Raw genomic sequence first — 22,713 nt, forward strand, 5'->3', positions numbered from 1 at the left:
CGCCAGGAGTCCGTCCCGTGTCGATCATGCTGCCGCCGGGTCTGGCGAAGTTCTTCAGCATCGCGACCGGTATGAAGTGGCCGGAGGCGAACGAGGACGACCTGCGCGCGGCGGGCGACGACTACCTGGCGATCGCCGAGAAGGTCCCCGAGCTCCGCGCCTACCTGGTCGACCTGGTCAACTTCTGCAGGGACAGCTTCGAGGGGCAGGCGGCCGACGCCTTCCTGCTCCAGATGCGCCGCCTCATCGGTGAGACCGGCAGTACCGACTACGTGTCGTCCTCGGGTGAAGTCGCGAAACAGCTGGGCGACTTCGCCCACAAGGTGGCCAACCAGGTCGAGTACGCCAAGTGGATGATCATCGCTCAGCTCATCCAGCTCGTGGCGCAGATCGCCTGGGCCATCGCGATGGCACCGATCACCTTCGGCGGCTCGCTCGCGGAGATCTTCGTCGCCTACAAGATCACGGGCGAACTGATCAAGCAGATCTTCATCTGGCTGCTGAAGCAGCTCCTGTTGCACGAGTTCCTCTCCATCACCACCGCCATGGTGATGGACGGCATCATCCAGGGCATCCAGATCGGCAAGGGCCACAAGGACCACTGGGAGAGCGAGTCCTTCGTCCAGTCGATCGAGATGGGTGCGATCAACGGCCTGCTGACCGGCCCGCTGGAGCTGCTCACCTTCGGCATCGGCAAGCTGTTCGGCCGGATGTTCGGGAGCGGCCTGACCAAGAACCTGCTGGCCGACATCAAGACCCTCGCGGGGTCCGAGTGGAAGGGCGAGCTGAAGGCCCTCACCACGGCCGAGCTGGACGGCGTCCTCAAGGGCATGCGGAACGCCCCGAAGAGCAGCTTCCAGACGGTCCTGGAGATGGTTCGGCACGACCTCAAGGACCAGGCCGCGAAGACCGCCGCCAAGGACACCCTGGGCGCCGTCTGGCGCAAGGACCGCGGCAAGCTCGCGCAGAAGGTCGGGGACGGCGTCGTGCAGTCCGAGACGAAGCTGGGCCTGAAGGGGGTGGAGAACCTCGGGCACGGGTTCACCAAGGTGGAGCGGCTGTCCCACCGGATGGGCGAGCTGTTCGAGCGGGACCTCGTCATGCACGGCGTCGACGCGCAACTCGCCAACGCGGCGGGCCGGTTGGTGGCCGCGCGGGCGGCCGCCGCCGGCGGCCGCTACGCCATGGACCTCGGCGCCTTCACCAAGCTGGCGCGCACCCTGGTCGAGACCGCGGGCCAGACCGAGGCCAAGGCCCTGGAGAGCCTCACCAAGCGCATCGGGAACCTGCAGAACGAACTCAAGGGCCTCGCCGGCAACGTGGCGGCGGGTGAGGCGAAGAACCTGGAGCTGCAGAGCCTCAAGGACACCGTCAAGGCCACCCAGGACCTCGCCCGGAGCGCGGTCGGCCTGATGGACGGGCTCCACCCGCAGACCGCCGGGCAGTTCCTGTACCGGTTCGGCGAGGGCGTCGGCGGATGGATCAGAGGAGGCGTCCAGAACGTCCTCACCGAAGGGTCCTACAACCTTGCCTTCGGCGAGGACCACACGTTCACCGTCAGCGTCGAGAGCTTCTACGGCGGCGTCTCCATGGGCGCGCTGGGCCACCTGGGGCACATCGCGGGCGGCCCCCTGCGCCTCAAGCTCCAGGAACTGGACCTGCACCTCCCCAACCACGCCCGCTTCCCGCTCGCCGTGGTCTCCAACCTGATGGGCCACCCGACCGCGCTGTGGCGCTCCGGCCCGGAGGGAACGACGGAGGTCGGCGGCGGGTCCTCGGTGAAGCCCCTCGACGCTCCCCCCACCCGGCCGGAGAACATCAAGCTGTCCTCCAACGGCCGGCCCGCAGACTCCGAGTCGTCCGGAGCGGTCAAGGGGCCCGACGGTACGACGACGAGGACCACCGGCGGGAGCAACGGGGAGGAGAGGACGACGGCCGAGGCCCCCGCGCCACCGAAGCCGGTCGCCACGGTCGGCGGAGAAGGCGGGGAGGGAGCGCCGCCGAAGCCGCCGGAGGGGGAGGGCACCGTACACGTGACGGCCTCCGCGCACGCAGGCGCGCCCGCACCGGAGGTGCCCCCGCCCTCCCGCGTCGTGACGGCCGGCGGGAACCAGGAACACGTCGTCCACCGGGAACAGCAGCCCGACCACCGCCCGGCGACGGAGTACGGCCACCCGTTGAGCGCCGAGGACAGGTCGGCGTGGGTGGTCGGCAAGGATCTCCCGGACACCGTCCTGAAGGCCCTGGAGCTCCGCCCCAGGGACGACACGCGCTACGCCCTGGTGATGCACACCGACGCCGACGGCCTCCCGACCGACCGGAACGGCCGCGCGCTGTCGCCGCAGGACGTCGCCGACGTCATCGTCGCGCTCGGCGAGCACGGACGGCTCGACGGCCGGAGGACCATCGACTTCATCGCCTGCGACCTGAACGGCGGCGATCACGTTCACTTCGGCGCGGAGGTGATGGAACTCGTCTGGAAGCACCCGGAGTTCGCCGACCTGAAGGCGAGGGCGGCCGACGGGCCGGTATGGGTGGCGCCCGGTTTCACCGGGGAGAAGACGATGGCGGAGGGCCCCGGTACCGGTCACCTGATCGTCGCCGAGAAGGTCGGCTTCGACCAGCACGGGCGTCCGGTGATCGAGGGCCGCGGCAACTGGCACGAGTACACCAGGCGCGAGTACACCGAGGGCGAGAATCCCCCGGAGAGCATGGTGATCGTCAGCACGACCGCCTCGAAGCTCCCGGAGCACTACGCCTCCGGAGGGTTCCACGCGTCGATGCCGGGCGCCGAACGCTTCGGCGAGGATCCGCCGGCCTTCGCCGACGGGCCCGCGCACCCCGGGCAGGACGGCGCGCGGCCGGACCACACCCCCGCCGGACCCGCCTACCGCTACGCCGACGCCCCCGAGCACGTCCGCGCCGAGGCGGACGGCAGCCGGGCGGAGCAGTGGCGGCAGACCCAGCGTGACCTCCAGGACGCCTACGGCGCCAAGCTCTCCGAATCCGCCGAACAGCACCGCAAGGACCCCGACGGCAGCGGTCACCCGCTCGACGAGGCAGCCGCGGACCGGCTGGCCGAGCGGTTCGCCCAGGGATCCGTGCACTTCCCCGAGCACGCGCCGGCGGATCTGCCCGCGGCGGTGCGCCGCCGGGCCCAGGAGATGCTGCACCGGGAACTCGCGGCCCGGCCGCGGGACCGCGAGCGGATCCTCGCCGACCTGGACGGGCTGGTGCACGTCGCAGCGGTGCGCGAGAGCTACGTCCGGATGGCCCGCGAGCGCTTCGAGCAGGCGCTGGAGGCCACCCGGTCCCCGAAGCTCCTCGGCGACGGCACCGGCCGCACCCGCGCGCCCGCCCCGCTCTCGGAGGCCGCGCTGCGGGCCGTCCGCGCGGCGACGGAGAGCGGGTTCCTGTCCCGCGCCGAGGCCGAGGCCGCCCGGCTCTACGCCCGGCCGGAGGACATCGGCGAGCACACCGCCGAGCCGGCCAGGGCGCACGCGGAGGACTCCCTGGAGGGGCTCACCGTCCGGCTGCGCGAGGAACTCGCCCTGCACGCCGACCACGAGCGCGCCCTCGCCGAGGCCGACCGCCTGGTCGAACGGGCGGTCCGGGACAACGGCTGGCACGACCGGCTCTCGGCGGCCGACCGGGACCTGCTCGCCGCGGTCGGCGTGACGGGGCGGCCGAAGCCCTCGGACGCCGCCGTGGCGGAGATCAAGCAGCGGGTGCGCGAGCGGGTCGCGGCGGACTTCGCCGAGATCACCGGCCCGCTGGACCCGACCGGGCGGCGGCGCGGGCGCACCGAGGCGGTGAAGCTGTTCGAGACGGCCCTGGGCGGCCACGTCAGCGGCCTGCCCCACGAGTTCGCCGTCGGACTCGTGCGGGAGAGCGCGATTCGGCGGGCCGCCGCGGAGGCGGAACAGGCGGCCGGCTCCTGGCACCTGCAGACCGAGCACCGGGCGCTCGCCGAACGGTTCGGCGTCACCGCGGGGAACATCCACCGGGCGAAGGAGGAGGTCGTCCGGGACCTCGCCGAGGCGCTGCACCAGCAGGTCCTCGACCACGCCGACCGCCCGGCCGTCCTGCGCCGCGCGATCGAGGGGCTCACCGAGGCCGGGAACGTCCGTGACCTGCTGCTGTACCGCGCCGCGCGGTCGGCGGCCCACCAGGCAGCCGACACCGCCGCGCGGTCGGCGGCCCGTGCGCACGGCGTCCTGTCCGAGCATGCCGTCGACCGGCTGACGGAGGGGCACACCCAGCGGATCGAACGGTCCTTCGACGAACTGTTCCGCACCTCCGGCGACCTGACAACACGTCAGGACGAGTGGGGCCGGCGGCGGAGCGAGCTGGACCGGGAACTGGTCGACCACGCCGCCTTCGAGCGGCAGGCCGCCCCCGCCCTGCGCGAGGCCGCCCGGGCCTTCGACGACCTGGCCCGGCCGCACGTCCTCGCCGAGGACCGGGCCGCCGCGCTCAAGCGCGCCTACGGCGACGAGTTCTTCACCCGCTATCGCGAACTGTGGACCCTCGACCACTTCGACGCGGCCTCCTGGCAGGCCCACGAACGCACCCACGAGGACGCCTTCGCCCACCGGGCGCAGCCGCGGCCCGAGGAGGGTGCGGACCGCTCCGCCGACCAGGGCGCGCTCACCGTCGCGGACCGGCCGATCGGCCGGGCGGGTGAGCGCCGGGCAGGCGAGGCCGCCGACCTGATCGCCGACGTCCTCTCCCCGCACACCGTCCGGGAGAGGGACGACACCCCCCAGGACGTCGGCGAGGCCCCGCGGCCCCGGACGGAGGTCGCCCCGCGCAGCCCCCTCGGGGCCGAGGAGCGGGCTGCCGCCCTCAAGGAGGTCAACCGGGTCATGGGCGGGCCGGAAGGGCGGACCGGCCTGCCGATGGCCTCGGGCCGACACCTCGGCTTCGACGAGCCCGGGCACAACATGCTCCGCGACGTCGTCGTGCTGTCCGACCGGCTCAAGACCTTCAGGGCGGATCACGACGAAGCCGGCGTGCAGAGGCTGCACGACGCTGCGGCGAAGAAGAAGCGCCCCCCGAACCTGGCCGATCAGCCGGTCGGCAGCACCCAGAGGCTGAGGACAGCGGCCGACATCGCCGTGCTGGACTCCGCGGTGGCAGCAGCGGCCGAGCTCCTCGACGGGCCGCTGCGGCCGGACCACGCCGCCGTCCTGATGGGTCTCGATCTCACCGCGCCGGTCGGCCGCACCTCGGCCGCCGAACCGGACGACGTGCGGAGCCTCGCCGCCGTGCTGCACAGCCGGCACCGGATCGACGACGCCGTGCACCGGCGCCTGCAGGAGGATCCCGCGGACCAGGAGGCGCGCGCCACGCTCCACGACGCGGAGCTGCGCCTGCGCGCCGAGTACCTGGGAGGCCGGTTGCGGCTGCCCGCGCCCGACAGCGGGCACCGGTTGGTCGCGGCCATGCACGAGCTGACGGCCGGGAACAACCGCCCCGGCCTGCGGATGACCTGGCAGGTCGACGGCAGCGGCAGTGCCTTCCACCAATGGGCGACCGGCGCCCGGGACACCGCACCACCCCTCGCCGAGGAGACCACGCTCAACTGCTGGGAGGCCGTGCTGCTGACGGCCCACCACGCCGGACTGCTGTCGGAGCAGTGGATCCGCGAGACCTACCGCCACTCCGGAGAGAACTGGCACGACCACCTGCGCAGCCGGCTGCTCCGCCGTGACAGCACCACCCTGTACACCGCGCAGTCCGAGCACGCCAGGACACTGCCCCTCGCCGGCGACATCGTCATCACCAGCAACGCCATGAACCATGTGGCCCTCGCCACCGGCCGGGTCGACGGGGAGGGCCGTCCGCTGGTGCTGAGCTTCGGCGTGGCCGACGACGAGGGGAGCTTCACGGCGGACGAGGTCGTCCTGGTCGCCGCCGACGAGGTGACGCTCGCCTCCGCCGACTTCGGGCCCGGCCCGTGGTTCTTCCATCCACCAGCCGACCTCCCCACCGCGCCCCGCCTGCAGGCGCCGGCCACCGAGTCCGCCGTGAGCCGGGTGCCGCAGCCGCAACCCGTGGGGCCCCGGATCGACCGCACGCCGCGCTTCGTCGTCCGGTCGTCCTTCGACGCCCGGCGCTTCCACCACGAGGGACCGGTCACCGATCTGACGGTGCGGATCGCCGTCCGGGACGGCGGTGAGCACGATGCCGCCGCGGTCTGGCAGAGGGTGGTCGAGGGCGTCGAGGAGCACCTCAACCAGCCCCGTTACCGGCTGGCCAACGGTGACCGGATGCACGTCACGGTGGTGCGGGTCGATCCCGGCCAGGACGCACACCTGACGGTCGACCTGGTCGGACGCGACCGGCAGATGGACCAGAACACGTGGTGGGCCGACGGCCATCCGCTCGACTACGCCCACGAGTTGGGCCACCAGCTGGGCCTGCGCGACGAGTACCGGACACCGGACCTCCCGCACCGGCCGGATGTCGCAGGCAGCCTGATCGGGAACCCGCACGCCCCGGCCCCCGAGGGGCTGCGGCAGGGCGGCCTGCGCGAGCGCCACCTGCAGCTGATCTCCGCCGTCGTCGGGGACCTCGACCAGCACCCCCGCAACGGAGCCGACGACCGGAGCTGGGACGAAGCCCGCGGCGCCGCCACCCCGCACCTGCGCACCCATGTCTGGGTCGACCCGGTCTCCGCGCCGAAGCAGCCCGGACGGGACGGCGACCAGGACACCGTGGCACCGCGCCTCCACGACGCCGACGACAACGGCATTGGCGAGCAGCCTACGGTGAACCCCTACCAGGACCTGTTCGGTGACGACCTGTATGCCGAGCTGCAGGCCGACGCGAGCGTCCAGCAGGCCGGCGCGGCCGAGCAGGCGTTGGTGACCTTGCTGCTCGAGGACATGAACCTGCAGTCGATGCCGGCCACCGATCCCTTCATCGACACGGTGGCCGAGTCGTTGTCGGCGCACCTGGCCGCCGAGGCACCGCGTGGCACGGAAGTGTTCCAGCTCCTCGACAGCCTCGACGGGGTCCCGCGCAACTTCGACCGGCTGGTGGTCCGTTACGCCGAACGGACCGGCGGTCAGGACATCGTGCTCGTCCTGCGCGAAGCGGCGCGGGCGGGACGCCTGGGCGAGGGGGCCGAGCAGCGGGTACTGGACCGGTTCGGCCGTAAGGACCACCTTCCGCCCGCCCACCTCATCGACATATTCCTGCATCCGAACGAGCTGGCGAAGTCCGAGCGCCTCCGGACGCTCCTCATGGGCTCCGGCCAGGCCGACGGCGTGCTGACGCTGCTCGCCCCGCTGCGGAGCGACCTCCGGCAGCTCTGGCGGGTCCTGGACTTCCAGGACCTGGGGGGCGAGCGCTCCTTCCTGGAACAGGTCGAATCCCGGTTCCCCGAGGCGACCGCACTGCACGCCTACATCAGGAACGGCGAGTTGTGGGAGCGTCCGGTCGTGGACGAACACGACGCACTGGACCTCTTCCACCAGCTGAGCGAACTCCACTACCGGGCCGCCGACGGCACCGACGCGCGGATTCCTTTCGACTTCCCCGACGACGGCTGCTACGACCGGGCACACCTGATGGCCGTCCGGCTCACCGAACTCGGCATCGCCAACAGGAAGATCTTCGTCCAGCACCGGACGATGGACGATGCGGCCGGTCTCGTGGTCAACTCCCCGAACGCGGCGCGGACCGGGATGCTGGAGCCGCAGCAGGTCAGCTGGGGGTTCCACGTCGCGGTGGTCATCGACGTCGACATCAACGACGACGGCCGGCCGGAGCCGATGGTGATCGATCCCTCGATGGCCGACCGACCGTTGCTGGTCGACCACTGGATGGCCCAGATGGGCATCGCGGTGGGCTCCTCGGACCACCTCGGTGACCACTACACCGAGGTGGTCGGCCGGCTGGTCGATCTCCTGAACGACTCCTTGATCGTCACCAGCAGCCTCGGCTTCCCCCTCGGTGTCCCCACTCACTACTTCGTCGAGCGCCAGACGTACTTCCTGGTCGGGGCCAACGACGCCAATCAGCCTGGCCGGGACGAGCCCTCCGGTCAGTCCCTGCGCAGGTCCGAGCGGTTCTTCCAGGAGCGTCAGCTGGCCGGGACCGACAACAACCGCAGCGCCGCGGCGGCTCGGGCGTTCGACCGGAAGTTGGAGCGGCTGCTGGAGGGCTCGGCGGATCTGGAGGGCACGGACCCCTACCACCACAGCTCCGACGAGGACCAGCGGCCGGAGCTGTTCCGGTGGCAGGACGTGCCCCCGGACGGTGACTGCCTCTACCACGCCGTCAACGCAGTCCTGACCCCTGAGGACGGAGACGCGGCGGCCCTGCGCACACGGGTCGTGAACTGGATGCTGGAGACCGGGAACCTCCCCGTGGTCAGGGGGTTTGCCCGGGCCTTCGGGACGAGCATGGACGAACTCGCCCGCACCATCGGCCGGACCGGCAACTGGAACACGATGGCCGGGGATCTCGCGCCCCGGGTGGTCGCCTCCGCGTTGGGAGTGCAGCTGCACATCCACCGGACCGGTCAGCCCGACGTCGTCCTGGACCCGTTGAACGGAGTGGCGCCGGCGGGGACGGTCCACCTCCAACTGGACGCGGACCACTACAGCGCGTGGGTCCCCACCCGGCAGAAGCGGGGCCGCGAGGACACTGATGACGGCGGAGCCGGCGACCACGGCGAAGGCCCGTCCACGCGGAAGCTCAAGGTGGAGCCGCATCCGATGGAGACGGAGGAGCAGTCGCCGTCGGACACCGAGATGCAGCAGCCTTCGACGTTGCCGGCGCCGCCGACGACCGGGCAGGACGGGCAGGTCGTGCTCGGCCGGCCGCCGGTCGGGCTCGGTGGCGGCGACATGCCGGTGCCCGGGCCGCTGCACGATCGGGTGCAGGCATTGGAGCACCTGTCGGGCGAGGAACGCCGTTCGCTCGCCGCAGGCCAGGACTTCCTGGCGGGGCTGCGCGCCGAACTGGGCCCGGAGGACTTCGCCCAGGCGGCGGCCAGGCTGCTCGTCGACGTCGACCCTCGCTCCCAGCAGCCGGTCGCCGCCCGCCGGACAGCGGAGGCGCTGGTCACGCGGATGCTGTCGAACCAGGAGCTCGCGGAGCGTCTGGTGAACGCGGGCGTGCGGGTCGTGGTGGTGCCGCGGGACGTGCCGATGACGGAGGTGCCCGGTTTCGTAGAGTCCGCGCGCGGTACGGGCGACGGCCGTGACTGGTCGGTGGTCCGCGGCTCCAGCGGGAACGGGCTCGTCCTGATCACTGAGGAGAACCTGCTCGGTGCCCGGACGACGGTGGGGCCGAACCTGGAACACCCTGAGGGGTACTCCACCTCTGTCCACGAACTGGCCCACACGATCCACGAGTTCGGTCTCACCCGGGAACAGCGGGACCTGGTCGTTCAGGCCTATCGGAACCGGAACGCCGCCGGCTCCCGGTCCGAGCCGTCCGGTGAGGAGAACGTCACGGCCTGGCCGGACGGCGGCGTGCTGGACGCGGACGGCAACCCGGTGGGCAACTACTCGGCCCGAAACCACCACGAGTTCTTCGCCCAGCTGGTCACGGCGTACTTCGGGTACAACCACGGCAACGACCCGACGACCGGGCTGCCCCGCAACAACGGCGCCGACTGGGTGCGCGCGCACGTGCCGGACCTCGTGCCCGTGCTGGAACACCTCTTCGGCCCCGGATCGCGAGCGGACCACCCCGAGGCGGCCAACCCGATCAGCCGCACCGAGGCTGAGGAGGAACTGTTCGACGGATTCCGGGAGTTCATGGCGAACGCCACGGCGCAGAACGCGCCGACCGGACGGCCGGACCAGCAGCACGTCGAGGTGGGGCAGCAGCCCCCGCCGGCGCGGGTCGACCGGACGCCGCGTTTCGTGGTGCGGTCGTCGTTCGATGCCCGGCGTTTCGAGCACGGTGGTGAGGTGCACACCGATCTGACGGTGCGGATCGCATTCCGGGAGGGTGGCGGACGGGATGTCGCGGCGGTGTGGAAGAAGTTGGTCGAGGGGGTGGAGGAGCACCTCAACGCGCCGGGTTACCGGGTGGCCGGCGGTGACCGGATGCACGTCACGGTGGTGCGGGTCGAGCCGGGTGCCGAGGCCCATCTGACGGTGGACCTGGTCGGGCGGGACCGGCAGATGGACCAGGGCGCGTGGTGGGCGGACGCGGAGCCGCTGGACTACGTGCACGAGTTGGGTCATCAGTTGGGTCTGCGTGACGAGTACCGGACGGCGGACCTGCCGCACCGGCCCGACGTGGACGGCAGCCTGGTCGGGAACCCGGACGCGCCGGCCCCGCAGGGTCTGCGGCAGGGCGGTCTGCGCGAGCGCCACCTGCAGCTGATCTCCTCCGTGGTCGGGCATCTCGACCGGCACCCCGGCAGCGGAGCCGTCCACCAGCGCTGGGACGAGGCCCGCGAGGCCGCCACCCCGCAGGCGCGCAGCCACGTCTGGGTGGACCCGGTCTCCCGGCCGGAACTCCACGGCAGCGAGCGCGCGGCGACGGAGGTCGCCCCGGAAGGGAGGAAGAAGAACAACAGGTTCAAGAAGACTCCCTACAGGGAGTCGGACGCGAAGAACGAGAAGGCGGTCATCGAGCAGCCCGGCTACGCTTCCGGCGACCAGTTCGGCATCGCGGTGGCGCTGCTCCTCAACGAGAATCTGCACGTCGTGATCGGGCGGGCGCCCGCCGGGGAGAACGGCACCCACCTCGCGGGTGACAAGTCTCGGGAGCTCGAGGCGTTCTACAAATTCTCCGGAATCGGGGATGATCGCATTCATATAGCCGAAGCCCTGAGCATGGAGACGAGGGAGCAGTACGACAAGATCAAGGAGAAGGTCAACCAAGTTCTGGACGGCGGTGGTTATGTCTTCACCCCGGAAAAGCCTCGGGAGCACGTGGTAAAAACCATCTACTACGGGACGGAGATGGTCAGTCGATACTTCGACGCGGACTCGCCCGACATGATCCGCAGGGCATGGAAGCTGATCGACGAAGACGGCAATGGAATCAAGGACGAAGAGGTCGGGAACTGGCTGAAGCGGCGGGGTATCGATCTCAAGCCCGGTAGCAAGGTGCTGGTGATCTGGTCCCGCTTCACCGGGAAGAAGACCGGGTGGCTCGATGTGCGGGGCCGGATGGAGCACGACACGAGTTTCGAGGGAACCCGGCAGCTCCTCCGAGCACTGGGGGACAAGTACGATGCGGTGATCATCACGGGCGATCCGCACCCGGACGCCGGCAAGGCCGAGAAATGGCGTCAGTTGCTTGCGGAGATGGACGGCGATCGCTTCCATGACATCACCGGTTTCTGGGGTGCCGGCGAGTCGGACAGGGCGGCGGTCCGCGCCTGGACGGAAGGCATGAGGGTCGGGCAGCTCAGGCTGTACGACTACCTCGGCAGAAATCACGTCGTCCAGCACATCGGTGCCCGATCCGGGAACCTGGAAGCCTTGGCGTTGATCAAGCAGAGTGTCCGCTACCTGGAGGAGAAGGGGGCCAGTGGCGCTTACCGAATGACCCACTGGCATGATGCGGGAGAGGGCCTGACCAAGCTCGGGGGCGTGGCTCCCGGATACGAGCGCATCCAGATCACCGTTCCCCCGACCGCGTCCGGCCGCTACGCCAAGCCGTTCGACGTGCACCGCAGCGATCTCCCGGAAACCCTCTCCTACCTCCCGACAGGAGGGGTGAAACGTCGGCACAAGCCGGCCGGCGTCTACGGCGGCGAGCGCGGGTTCGACCACACGTCGATGGTGGAAATCCTGCGCGCGCTCGGGCACGCGGAGGGATTCTCGGCAGAGCAGTTCGACCAATTCCACGAGAGGCGGATTTCCCAGCTCCGGCGCCAGTTCCACAAAGTGCGCAGGGAGGTGGATCTGGCCCTCAAGTCCGACATTCACCCGCAGGAAGTGCAGAGGCGGCGGGATGAATTCGATCGGGTGGTCGTTCGACTGGAGAAGATCTTTGCCGTCGACGGGCCGTCGAAGGGCCAGTTCGAGGAGCACTATAAATACCTGGTCGACAAGGCGCTGCCTGGAATCGCGCACCTCTGGAGGATCAAGCGCGATTTCGAGGACTATTCCGATATGTCTGCGGAGGGCTATCGCATCGAATCCATGCCTCGTGACGGAAACTGCCTCTACAAGGCATTGGCCCTTTCGGGGGTGATGGGGCCTTGTTCGACTGAAGAACTCTCCGGTGGTGCGAGGAAGATGCGCCAGGGCGCAGGGGAGTGGATCAATAAGAACTTCAAGCGCGTTTTCGATGACATCGTGGAGCGGCGCGGTCTCCGCATCGATGCCATGAGGGAGGTTGAGTGGCTGGTCGATACCCGTGGGCAGTGGGCCGGTAAATTGGGGGATGTCATCCCGGAAATCCTCGCCGAAGCTTTCCGGGTGAGGTTGAGGATCTTCGATGGAATGAGTTCCAGGTCGTACGGACCTGAGGGTGAATCGGTACGGGAGGTCTCGGTCCTCCTGGGTGACGGCCGCTACTCGCTGCTCCGTGCAATCAGTAGTGAGCATGAGACCGATTCGCTGCGCGAGGATGACCGATCGGAGAGCGAGGGCGAGGGCGAGGGCGAGGGCGAGGGGGACGAGCAGCCCCTGCCGCGACCGCAGGCAACTCCCAGGCCGGCAGGTCCCGGCGTGCAGCCGCCGGCTCACGGCCGTTCACTTCAGGACGCCGGGCGGAATCCGTACGGATGGGTGCTGGACGGCGATATGTCGCTGCCCGAGTTCAGGTACCTCGTTGCCGGACCGGACGTTACGTTCAAGATCGTGGTCCACACCGACCAGGGCGGTCGTCCGGTGATCGACGGGGAGCTCTTCTCCGTCGAGAAAATGGCCGACCTGATCGTCTCGCTGCGGGCCAACAAGTACTGGAACGGCAAGGACCCTCTGGAGTTCGATGCCTGCCGCCTCGGCGCCGAGGGCAATGACTACCTCGGCGAGCTGAAGACCGTGCTGCGCGAGCGGCAGATATCCGCCAGCTTCCACGCCTTCACGGACGACGTCTGGTTCGCCCCCACCTTCGTACAGCGGGAGGGCGGTTCCCTCGAGGAGCTCGGGGGCCGAGCCTTCGTGACTGCGGCCAGGGTCGGCTACGACGGCGATGGCCGCCCGGTGATCAGTGGTCCCGGTAAGCGGGTGAGGATCGAAGCCCGGAGGGAAGAGGAAACGGAGCAGGTTCCCCCGCGGCTCTACTCGGTGGTCGACCTCGGCCAGGTCGCCACACAGTTGCCCCAGCACGTGAGGTTCGCCAGGCGTGGCGGGCCGTCGGTTCGTGTTCCGGACGAGGATCCCGGCTACGACGGTGATGTGGAGTCCCTGGGCGGGAGCGACAGCGACTGGTTCTCGGACCCGGGTTCGGAACACCTGGAGTCTTCGGAGTCCGAGGACGGTTCGGGCCTGTCCTCCGAGGACGACCAGGGGCAGCCGCAGCCGCAGCCGCAGCCGCGTCCCGATCCCGAGCTGCGGCCTGACCCTGAGCTTGAGCGTCGGGAGCTCGAGCGCCAGAGTCAGCTCGAACGCCAGCGCAAGCTTGAGCGCGAGCACGAGCGCAGGCTCGAACTCGAGCGCCAGGAGCGCGAGCGCGAGCTTGAGCGGCAACGCCAGCTCCAGCGCGAGCAGCGTGAGCGCGAGCTTGAACCGCGGCGCGAGATCGAGCGCCAGCGTCTGGAGCGTCGGGAGCGTGAACGCCAGACTCAGCTCGAACGCCAGCGCCAGCTTGAGCGCACGCTCGAACTCGAGCGTCAGGAACGCGAGCGCGAGCGCGAGCTTGACCGGCGCGAGCTCGAACTCCAGCGTCTGGAGCGTGAACGCCAGACTCAGCTCGACCGCCAGCTTGAGCGCACGCTCGAACTCGAGCGTCACGAGCGCGAGCTTGAGCGGCAGCGCCAGCTTCAGAGCGAGGAGCGCGAGCTTGACCGGCGCGAGCTCGAACTCCAGCGTCTGGAGCGTCGGGAGCGTGAACGCCAGACTCAGCTCGACCGCCAGCGCCGGCTTCAGAGTGAGGAGCGCGAGCATGACCGGCGCGAGCTCGAGCGCCAGCGTTTGGAGCATCAGGAGCTCGAGCGCCAGCGTTTGGCGCGCCAGCAGCCTGAGCCCCAGCCGCAGCCCGACCCCGGGCCGCCGGCGGTGCTGGACGGGCGGCACCGGCAGTACCTGGAGGGCATCAAGATCGTCGGTGAGCCGGGACCGGCCGCGGTGCGTGCGCGGGTCCATGAGCTGCTGGCCGGCGCGGGGGACGACGGGCAGCTGCGCCAGCAGTTGGACGCTGTGCTGGACCCGGCGAACTTCCGGGCGAAGCACGCCGAGATGGTGAACGGCGGCTGGCGCACCACGGTGTGGGTGAACAGGAAGCAGCACGAACTGGTCGTCACGGCGGAGGCCGGTGCCTGGCAGCTGCGGGCCATCGGCGAACCGGACGTGAGGAACACGGGGGAGGGCTTCGAGGTCGTCTCCCAGGCGGCCCACGAGTCCGACCCCCGCAAGGTCCAGCTCACGACCGGCCAGGCCGGTCTGGACCTGGCACCGACCCACATCAACCCGATCAACCCCGTCCTCCAGTCGCTGCACACGGTGTCCGTGGCCCTGGGCGGTGCCAGCCACGGCACGGAGTCCGTGCTCAAGGTCACCGCGTCGGCGGTGAACAAGGTCGCCCTGGTCGGCCGGACCGACACCTATGCCTCGGAGTTCACCTACCACGTGCGGGTGATGGACGAGCAGGGGCGGGGACTGGTGCTCCCGCTGGGGGACGATGCGCCGATCACGGCCGAGGTGACCGCCGAGATCCCCCGCGGTACGGCTGTGAACGGCCCCCAATTCCGGTGGCAGGGCTGGGACCGCCCCACGGGGCTGCCGCCCGGCGCCGTCCGGCCCGACGGCGGCCACCCGCTGGCGGTCCGGGGCCTGCAGGCCGTGCGGGACGCGGTCTTCGCGGAGCTGCCGCGCGAGCAGCGCCCCGACGGAACGGCGCACCGGGCCATCCTCGACTTCCTCAGCACGAAGAACGTGATCGACGGCTTCGAGCACGCGTCGAGCTGGGGACTGCACTCGCCCCACCTGACGTTCACCAACGGGCGGACCGGCCGGCTGCGGCTGACGCTCGAGCCGCTGGAGAGCACCGCCCACGACCTGACGGACAGCAGGAGCGTCCGGGGCGCCAAGTGGTCGGCCGAGCAGGCGGCGAACCGCTCGGAGGGGAGCAGCCGGAGCCTGGGCACCAACCACGGCCTCTCCGGCCAGGTCTGGAAGTCGCCGGTCTCCAAGGAGAGCAAGTGGCTGACGGGCAACCTCGGTTACGGTTACTCGGTCTCGACCTCGCACGGCTCGAAGGGCAAGAACACCCTCACGCTGGAGCACGGCCACGAGGAGGAGACCAGGGCCCAGCTGGTGTCGACCACGGTCCGCTTCCGGGTGCAGCTGATCGAGGACCGGCTGTCGCCCGGGGCCGACGGCCTGGTCCACAGCCGTGTCACCGACATCCCGCTGCCGGAGCACACCACCGGCGAGGTCGTCCGGATCAGCCCGCTGCGGGAGCACGCCGAGGCGGACGTCGGGGACGTGCCCCTGCCGGACGCCCTGACCACCCCGAGGCTGCGCAGCCGCACCGCCTACCTCGACGTCCCGGGGTCGACCGAACTGGTCGCCCACGTCGTCCAGTACCTGCACACCCTCGCCCCCGGCACCCTGCCGCCGCCGGGCCGGCACCCCGGGACGGCGGTCGCCCCGCAGGCGCACGCGAACCTGCGCAGCCTGCACGAGCAGCTCTCGCCCTCCGCGCTGCGCGCGGCCGCCCCGGACCTGCTGGAGGGCGCCTTCCGGATCGTGCTGGACGCCCCGCGGCTGCCGGGCTTCCCGGAGTCCGCGTACGAGATCCTGGTCCGGGCCGACCTCAGGGACGGCCGTCCGCTGAGCACCGGCCCGGCCACCGCGAAGGAGGTCGTCACCCGGACGGTGGGGGCCGACAAGTCGGTGAGCCACGGCGGCAAGCACGCCTGGACCTTCGGCGGCTCTCTCCGCACCGCGCTGAACCCGCCCAACACCCAGCGCGCCTTCGTGACGGCCGGCTTCGAGTACTCCCGCGGGAACTCGCACCAGCTCACCACCGGGGCCGAGACCGAGGTCAAGCACGACTTCAGCCTGGAGACCACGACCGACCGGATCGCCTACTCGCTGACCTTCGGCGTCCACATCGGCCCGCTGGACCCGCGGGCCCCCCGCACGCACCTCGGATCCGAGGAGCCCAAGCACCCGCTGTCGGTCGGCCGGCTCGTCGTCGGCGTGCAGCACGTGCGGCGGACCGACGGGATCCCCGACGAGCTGGAGCCGTCGAACCTGCCCGCACTGCACCTGGTGCGCGACGTGGACACCGCGAACTTCCGGGGCCGCGCCGAGGAAGCGCTCACATCGGCCTACACCGCCCGGAAGGACGGGACGGAGCCACCGGACCTGCGCGACGCCCTGGACGTCCTCGCCGACCGCCGGCGGCTGCGCGGGATCATCCAGGCCTCACGCCACGGATGGGTCAACACCATGGATCTGCACGTCGGTTCGGGGCAGAACCGGGACACCGTGGGACTGTCCCTGCACACCGAATTCGGCACGCTGCAGTACCGGGAGACGCTGTCCGGCGAGGGCAAACTCGCCCTGGAGCTGAAGTCCAGCACGTCCGGCGCGACGGCGGACAAGAACAGCACCGCCAAGAAGGCGAACCTGGGCAGCGACTTCGGGCGCTTCCCGGAGACCCCCGAGGGCCTGAACACCTCCACCTACCAGGTCCGGGGCGGCGGGAAGCTCAAGGGATCCCTCGGGGACGAGTACAGCGACACGGTCAAGGAGCAGACCTCGACCACCAGAAGGACCGCGCAGAAGGGGACCTGGCACGTCTACGAGGCCGTGGCGACGATCACCGTCAAGGGCCGGGTCACCGACGCGAACGGGAACATCAGCCGCGGCGCCGGAGTGCTCAGCGAGGACCACACCGTGCTCGTCCTGCTCTCCGACGAGGACGTCCGGGCGATGGCGACACCGCCCGACGGGCCCGCGGACGGCGGGGCGCCCGCCCCGGATCCCCGGGAGGCCCACCTGCTGCGGTGGGGAGTGGGCGCCGGTACCGTCGTCGAGTTCCACGACACGGACGCGATCCTGCGGGAGATCGACAGCCAGCTCCGCGGCCGGCAGCAGCCGGACGGCGCGCCGCCCGGGGACCCCGACGCCGCCCTGCACTTCGCCGAGGCGTTCTCCCCGCACAGCCTGTCGGCGAACTTCGACGACCTCGTCAACAGGGGCATCCTCGACTACCACGTGCAGGAGACCCGGACCAGCCTGATCGTCACCAAGGTCCTGGTGCGCGGCATCGTCGAGGGTGACTGGCACGACGAGCGGCAGCAGTCGACGATGGAGATCACCCGCAAGACGGGCATCGCCCGGACCGTCAAGGGCAACGACGGGAGGAACCGGACCGGCGGCGGCGACCTCAACGTCCGTCCCACGTACGGGGTGCCGCGGGCCGCCGAACACTTCGGCAACCTCACCTACGCCCCCACGCTGGGCGGTGAACTCGGCGGCGGCACCGGCCACGAGTCGGGGGTCACCACGAAGATCGGGCACAAGACGTCGAAGTTCGGGGCCACCCGCCTGTTCACCGCCCGGATGCACTTCGAGGTGACCGTCACCCGGCAGGAGCACGGCCGGCACGTCAAACTGGACGTCCCGATGCCGGTCACCCCGGACGGGGCGGTCAGGGCATGGGTCCCCGAGTCGATGACCACGGCCCCCGGGGCGGTGGAGCCTTTCGTGCCGCAGGGCGACGAACTGGTCCACCTGCCCGAGAACGGCGACGCGATCATGCTCCAGCAGATCGTCGTCCAGGACCCCGCGGCATGGGCCCGGTCCCTGGCCTCGGGACACGACCTGGTCGGCTTCGACGGGGTGAAAACGCTCCTGGACAGCGCCGTCACCCTGCTGACCGCCCCCCGCCCCTGGGGCGACGGCATGCTGGGCACGCTGGGCCGAAACGCGGCGAAGGTCTACGAGCCGGTGCACGGGCTGGTCGGCAGCATGGCGGCCGACGCCGTGTCGGCCGTCCTCCCGGAGCGGGTCGTGGCGATGGCGAGGAGGACCGTCACCTCCTTCGTCGCCGACCCCCGGCTCGCCGAGGACCACCCGCTCCGGGTCGAGAGCGCGCTGCCCCTGGCCTCGCAGAGCGCGCTGCGCCAGGCCCTCTCCCCGCAGACCCTGCACGCGGTGTTCCACCGGCTCAAGGACCCTCGCACGGGGTACGAGACGGTGGCGCTCGGCCAGGACGGCCGGACCCGACTGCGGGTGAGCCTGGAGGCCATCGGGGAGGTCACCGAGATCGCGGTCCGCCCCGAGGGCGAGGACGAGCTCACCGGGACGACCGAGCTGGAGGCGGCCACGACCGGCACCGGGACGGTGGCCTGGAGCGCCAACCCGTTCGACCTCGCCGCGACGACGGCGGCCCCGATCGTGACCGTCCCGGTCAACACCGCCCGCTACGGCGGCACCAGCACGTCCGACCGTCCAGGCCCGGTGACGTACGCCCCCGGCACGCCGCACGGGGACCTCCCGATCGGCGAGGTCCCGCACGGCAAGACGCCCACCGAGCCCGGCAAGGCCACCGTGACGGGCGAGCAGGCCCTGCTGCGCCAGCGTGTCCGGTTCACCCTGCGGCGGGTCGACGGGGACGGCCCGTACGGCGACCCCGTCCCGGTGGAGGGAAACCTCTACTACTGGGCCGCCAGGCCGACGGAGACCGAGGCGCAGAACACGGTCCACGCCCAGGACCGGCAGGACGAGGGCGATCTCCAGGAGGGGTACGACGAGGGCGACGGACAGGCCCTGCAGCCCCGGCCGGGGGCCACCCCCCTCGCCGCCGTGCCGCACGACCAGGACATGCCGCACCCGCACGGGGAGGAGCCGCCCGCCGACCAGGTGCGCACCGCGGGCCCGACGTCGGACGCCGCGTCCCCGCCCGCGCACGACGGCGTGCCGCTGTCGGACCTCGGCAGCCGGGCGAACGGGCGCTACCTGCGCGGCTCCACCGAGGAGTCGGCGGGGGACGCGGCGGTGCGCGAGGCCCTGGCCCGCACGCCCCACCGGGACGGCGAGTTCGTCGTCGCGGTGCGGACCGACCCGGTCAGCAAGCTGCCCGTGGTCGACGGGAAGCCGGTCGAGCCCGTCGAGTTCGCCCGGACGCTGCTGCGCTGGAAGGCCGAGGGGGTGTGGAACGGCACCGACCGGCTGGTGTTCCTCGCCTGCTCGCTGGGAGCCGCCGACGGGGGCCGGTACCTGCCGAAGCTGCTCGACGAACTGGCCGGGCCCGATGTCCGGGCCACGGCCAGGGCCGCGACCGGCCTGCTCTGGGTCGTCCCGCCGGCGGGCGCGGGCGCTTCGGCGCCGGACGCCGAGGGCCACCTCGTCCCGGCGCGGCAGGTGTTCCGTTTGGACGGCCGGCCGATGATCGTCCCGGACGGGCCGCTGCTGGAGTTCGACAGCGCGTCCGCGCCGCCGCACGAGGTCCCCGTGGACCTGCCGCCCGGCTACCACGCCGCAGCGGCGCAGGACTCCACCGCGCCGACCGGGCGGGCCGAACTCGACGGGGCGGTGCACTTCTCCCTGCCGACACAGGGCGGGCCGTGGCACATCGACCACTCGGCCGACGACATCGCGAACGTGCTGAACGACCTGGTGGGGCCCGAGCCGGACAACGGCCTCGACGTGCCACCGGCGATCGGCCAGCACATGCCGCCGGCTGCGGGATGGCTCAACCCGGCCAACTGGCCGCCCGGTGTGACCGGTACGCAGGCCGCCGAGGAGTTCTTCCACCAGAGCGGCGGTTGGCAACTGGCCCACGACCACTTCGAGGCCATGCCCCGCGACTTCCGACTGCGCTACGCGCAACTGGAGTTCCACACGGCGATCGCCCGGGACCAGCAGGCGGCAGAGGGCCGGGCCGCCGCGCTGGAGCAGATGACGGAGTTCGTCGCCGAACTGGACGACCGCCACCGGTCGGCGCTGGAGTTCTACACGAACCCCAGCGAGGACGGGGACGGCGGCGCGGCCGACGAGCTCTCGTACCACCAGATCAAGCAAGCCCAGTGGACGCTGGACCTGGACCCGGGCGCGGACATCGCCGCCCACCCCCACGGCCCGGCCGTCCTGGACCACATCGAGGCCATCGGCGACGCGATCACGCAGTGCCCCGTGACGGCGCCGCTCCTGGTGAGCCGGGGCGCTCCGTTCGTGGGGAACTGGGAGCACCCGGTGGGCCTGCAGGTCGGCGTGGCGGTCCGCGAACCCACCTTCGTCTCCGCCACGGTGGGCGAGCAGTTGCACGGGTCCTTCGCCGAACGGCTGATCCGCATGCACCTCTACGTGCCCGAGAACGTCCAGGGCGCGTACCTGCCGGCGATCTCGGTGAGCCCCGAGGAGCTGGAGATCCTCTTCGGGAGCGGAACGACCTGGATTCCCGTCCGGATCATCCCGCCGGAGCACCCGCTGAACATTCCGCTGGACAGCGGGGAGCGGACCGTGCTGCCGCAGAACCAGTGGGTCGTCTACGGCCGGCTGGAGGACCCGCCCCCGCTCTCCGACGACGAGTTCGAGGACCACGACCAGTAGACCCGCCCCCGCCCCCCGGCCGAGAGGAACGTGATGACCACCGCCGACCAGGACCGCACGGACCCGGATACGGTCGGGCTGGTCGACCCGCACTGGCAGGGCGAGGGAGAGCCGCCGCCCTGGGCGGTGATCGGGCGGTGGCAGGCCGGCGAGGACGGCTCCGTCCGGGAGTTCGCGGAGAACGCCGAGTACCGCCCGTCCCCGACCGCGTGCGGCTGGCCGCCGCCGACCGACCCGGTGGCCGCCGCCGTCCGGGCGGGGGCGACCGGGTACGGGCTACCCGAGGACGTCCACCGCGCGCTCGCCGGGGCCCGGGTCGCCGTCCTGCTGGACGAGTACGCCGAGATCGGCGGCTTCACGCCCCCGGACGGCGACCCGGCCGTGGTGGTCTACTCCGCCCGGTCGTGGCCGGCGGCGGCCGGCGACCCCGGCCACGCCGTGATCGGCCCCGGCACGCTGCCGGACCGACTGCCGCCGGGGCTCGGGATCGTGGTCAACCCCGGGGCCCCGGCGGCGATGAGGCTGGACCCTGGAGCGCTCTGGAGAGCCGTCGACGTCCTCGACCGCGAGGGCGGACGCGGACGCCCGCTGCGCCCGTTCGACTGAACCGGACGGCGGCGACCGGGACGCCGTCCGGCTCAGCCGCCCAGACCGCGCAGGGTCCGGTAGACGCCGCACGCCTGGAGTGCCAGCGGCAGCAGGGAGAGGGCGCACAGGGTGTGCAGGATGTCGGCGGCGCGCCCCCAGTACGGGAGCAGCCGCCGGCCGGGCACCGTCCAGCCGACCACGAGGAGCACGGCCCCCGCGGCCGGCAGCGCACCCGCCAGGGCCAGCCGCCCGGTCGCCGACACGGTGGCCACGGTGCCGGCGAGCAGGAGCAGCACGCCGAACACGCCCGGCAGCAGGACGACCAGCCGCTGGCGGATGCTGCCGACGGCCCGTGCGTGCAGCAGGAGCAGCAGGCTCAGGGCGGCGGTCTCGGCGGGCCCGGCCCAGCCGCCGACAAAGGGCAGGACCGCCAGGCAGGCCGTGCAGACCGCGCCGATCGCGGTGTGGAAGGCCATCAGGTAGTCGTCCGCCACCAGCGCGCGGGGAAGGACGGCGGACGCCGGCACCGGATCGATGTTCTCCTGCAGCTCCTCCGCGTTGCGCGGCAGCATCGGCAGTCGCAGCCCGGACAGCCGGAAGGCCGTCGAGGGCACGAACGCGCCCGCCAGCACCGCCGCCACGGCCATCACCGCCATCACGGCGGACGGCGTCAGCCCGACGAGCAACAGGGCCCCCGCCAGCATGCCGAGCAGGGCGGTCAGGACCACCCCGAGGAACAGCGGTGTCGCCGCGCCGACCGCCGCAAGGGCCAGGACTGCAGCCCCGGCCGCGGCCGAGGACGCCGCCAGCGTCCGCGCCCCGAGCAGGTCGCCGCCGGTCGGCCCCTGCGGGACCAGGAACGCGGCCAGGGCCAGGTACGGCACGGCCGCCGCGCCCAGCGCGGCGCCCGTGCCCGCGTCGGCCATCGCCCGGGAGGCGCCGGCGGCGCCGAACAGCAGCAGGAGCGCGACCCCCGCCGCGGCCGCCGCGCGCGGGGCGCCCGGACCGGACACGGCCAGCGGCGCCCATCCCGCCGCGAACGCCGTCAGCGCCAGGGCCAGCGACAGGACCCGGGTCGCGGCCGGGCGCCAGGTGTCACCCCGCCCGCGCACACCGGTGGCCACGCCGTCCACCAGATCGTCGAAGTGCACCGGCGGCAAGGCCTTGTGGCGCTCCCTCAGGTAGAGGGACTCTCCGTCGTGCAGGCCCAGCGCCTCGGCGCTGCGCTCCTCGTCCAGCGGTTCCCCGCCCAGCCGCTGGAGCACCCAGCCGCCGTGCTCCAGGCCGTCCTCGGCGAGGTCGGGGCCGGCATGGCCCAGGACGGCGGGCAGCAGGTCGGCCAGCGGAACGTCGGCGGGGACCGCCAGTTCGAACGCCGTACCCGGTGCGTGGAACCTCAACCGGCACAGTCCTGCGACGACACTGCTGCTCATTCCCGTCCTTCGGCTCGGTGGGCGCA

Annotated in this window: 3 protein-coding genes; 2 read left to right on the top strand and 1 reads right to left on the bottom strand. The window is 71.7% G+C overall.

Translation table 11 applies throughout. From position 1 onward, the window contains the following. Positions 1–26: 26 nt before the first annotated feature. Complete coding sequence (locus KSNIM_RS31250) at positions 27–20,666, top strand: protein-glutamine glutaminase family protein (protein ID WP_263108194.1); 20,640 nt, start codon at positions 27–29, stop codon at positions 20,664–20,666. 33 nt (positions 20,667–20,699) lie between these two features. Beyond that, entirely contained in the window at positions 20,700–21,272 is a 573-nt protein-coding gene (locus tag KSNIM_RS31255; protein ID WP_263106479.1) for a type VII secretion system-associated protein, read from the top strand. 32 nt (positions 21,273–21,304) lie between these two features. Here the strand turns inward: KSNIM_RS31255 and eccD are convergent, their stop codons facing one another. Next, a complete protein-coding gene (gene eccD / locus KSNIM_RS31260) occupies positions 21,305–22,687 on the bottom strand; it encodes a type VII secretion integral membrane protein EccD (RefSeq protein WP_263106480.1) in 1,383 nt (460 codons plus the stop codon). Between the last annotated feature and the right edge of the window lie 26 nt (positions 22,688–22,713).

This window comes from Kitasatospora sp. DSM 101779 (genome assembly GCF_025655475.1).
GTDB lineage: Bacteria > Actinomycetota > Actinomycetes > Streptomycetales > Streptomycetaceae > Kitasatospora.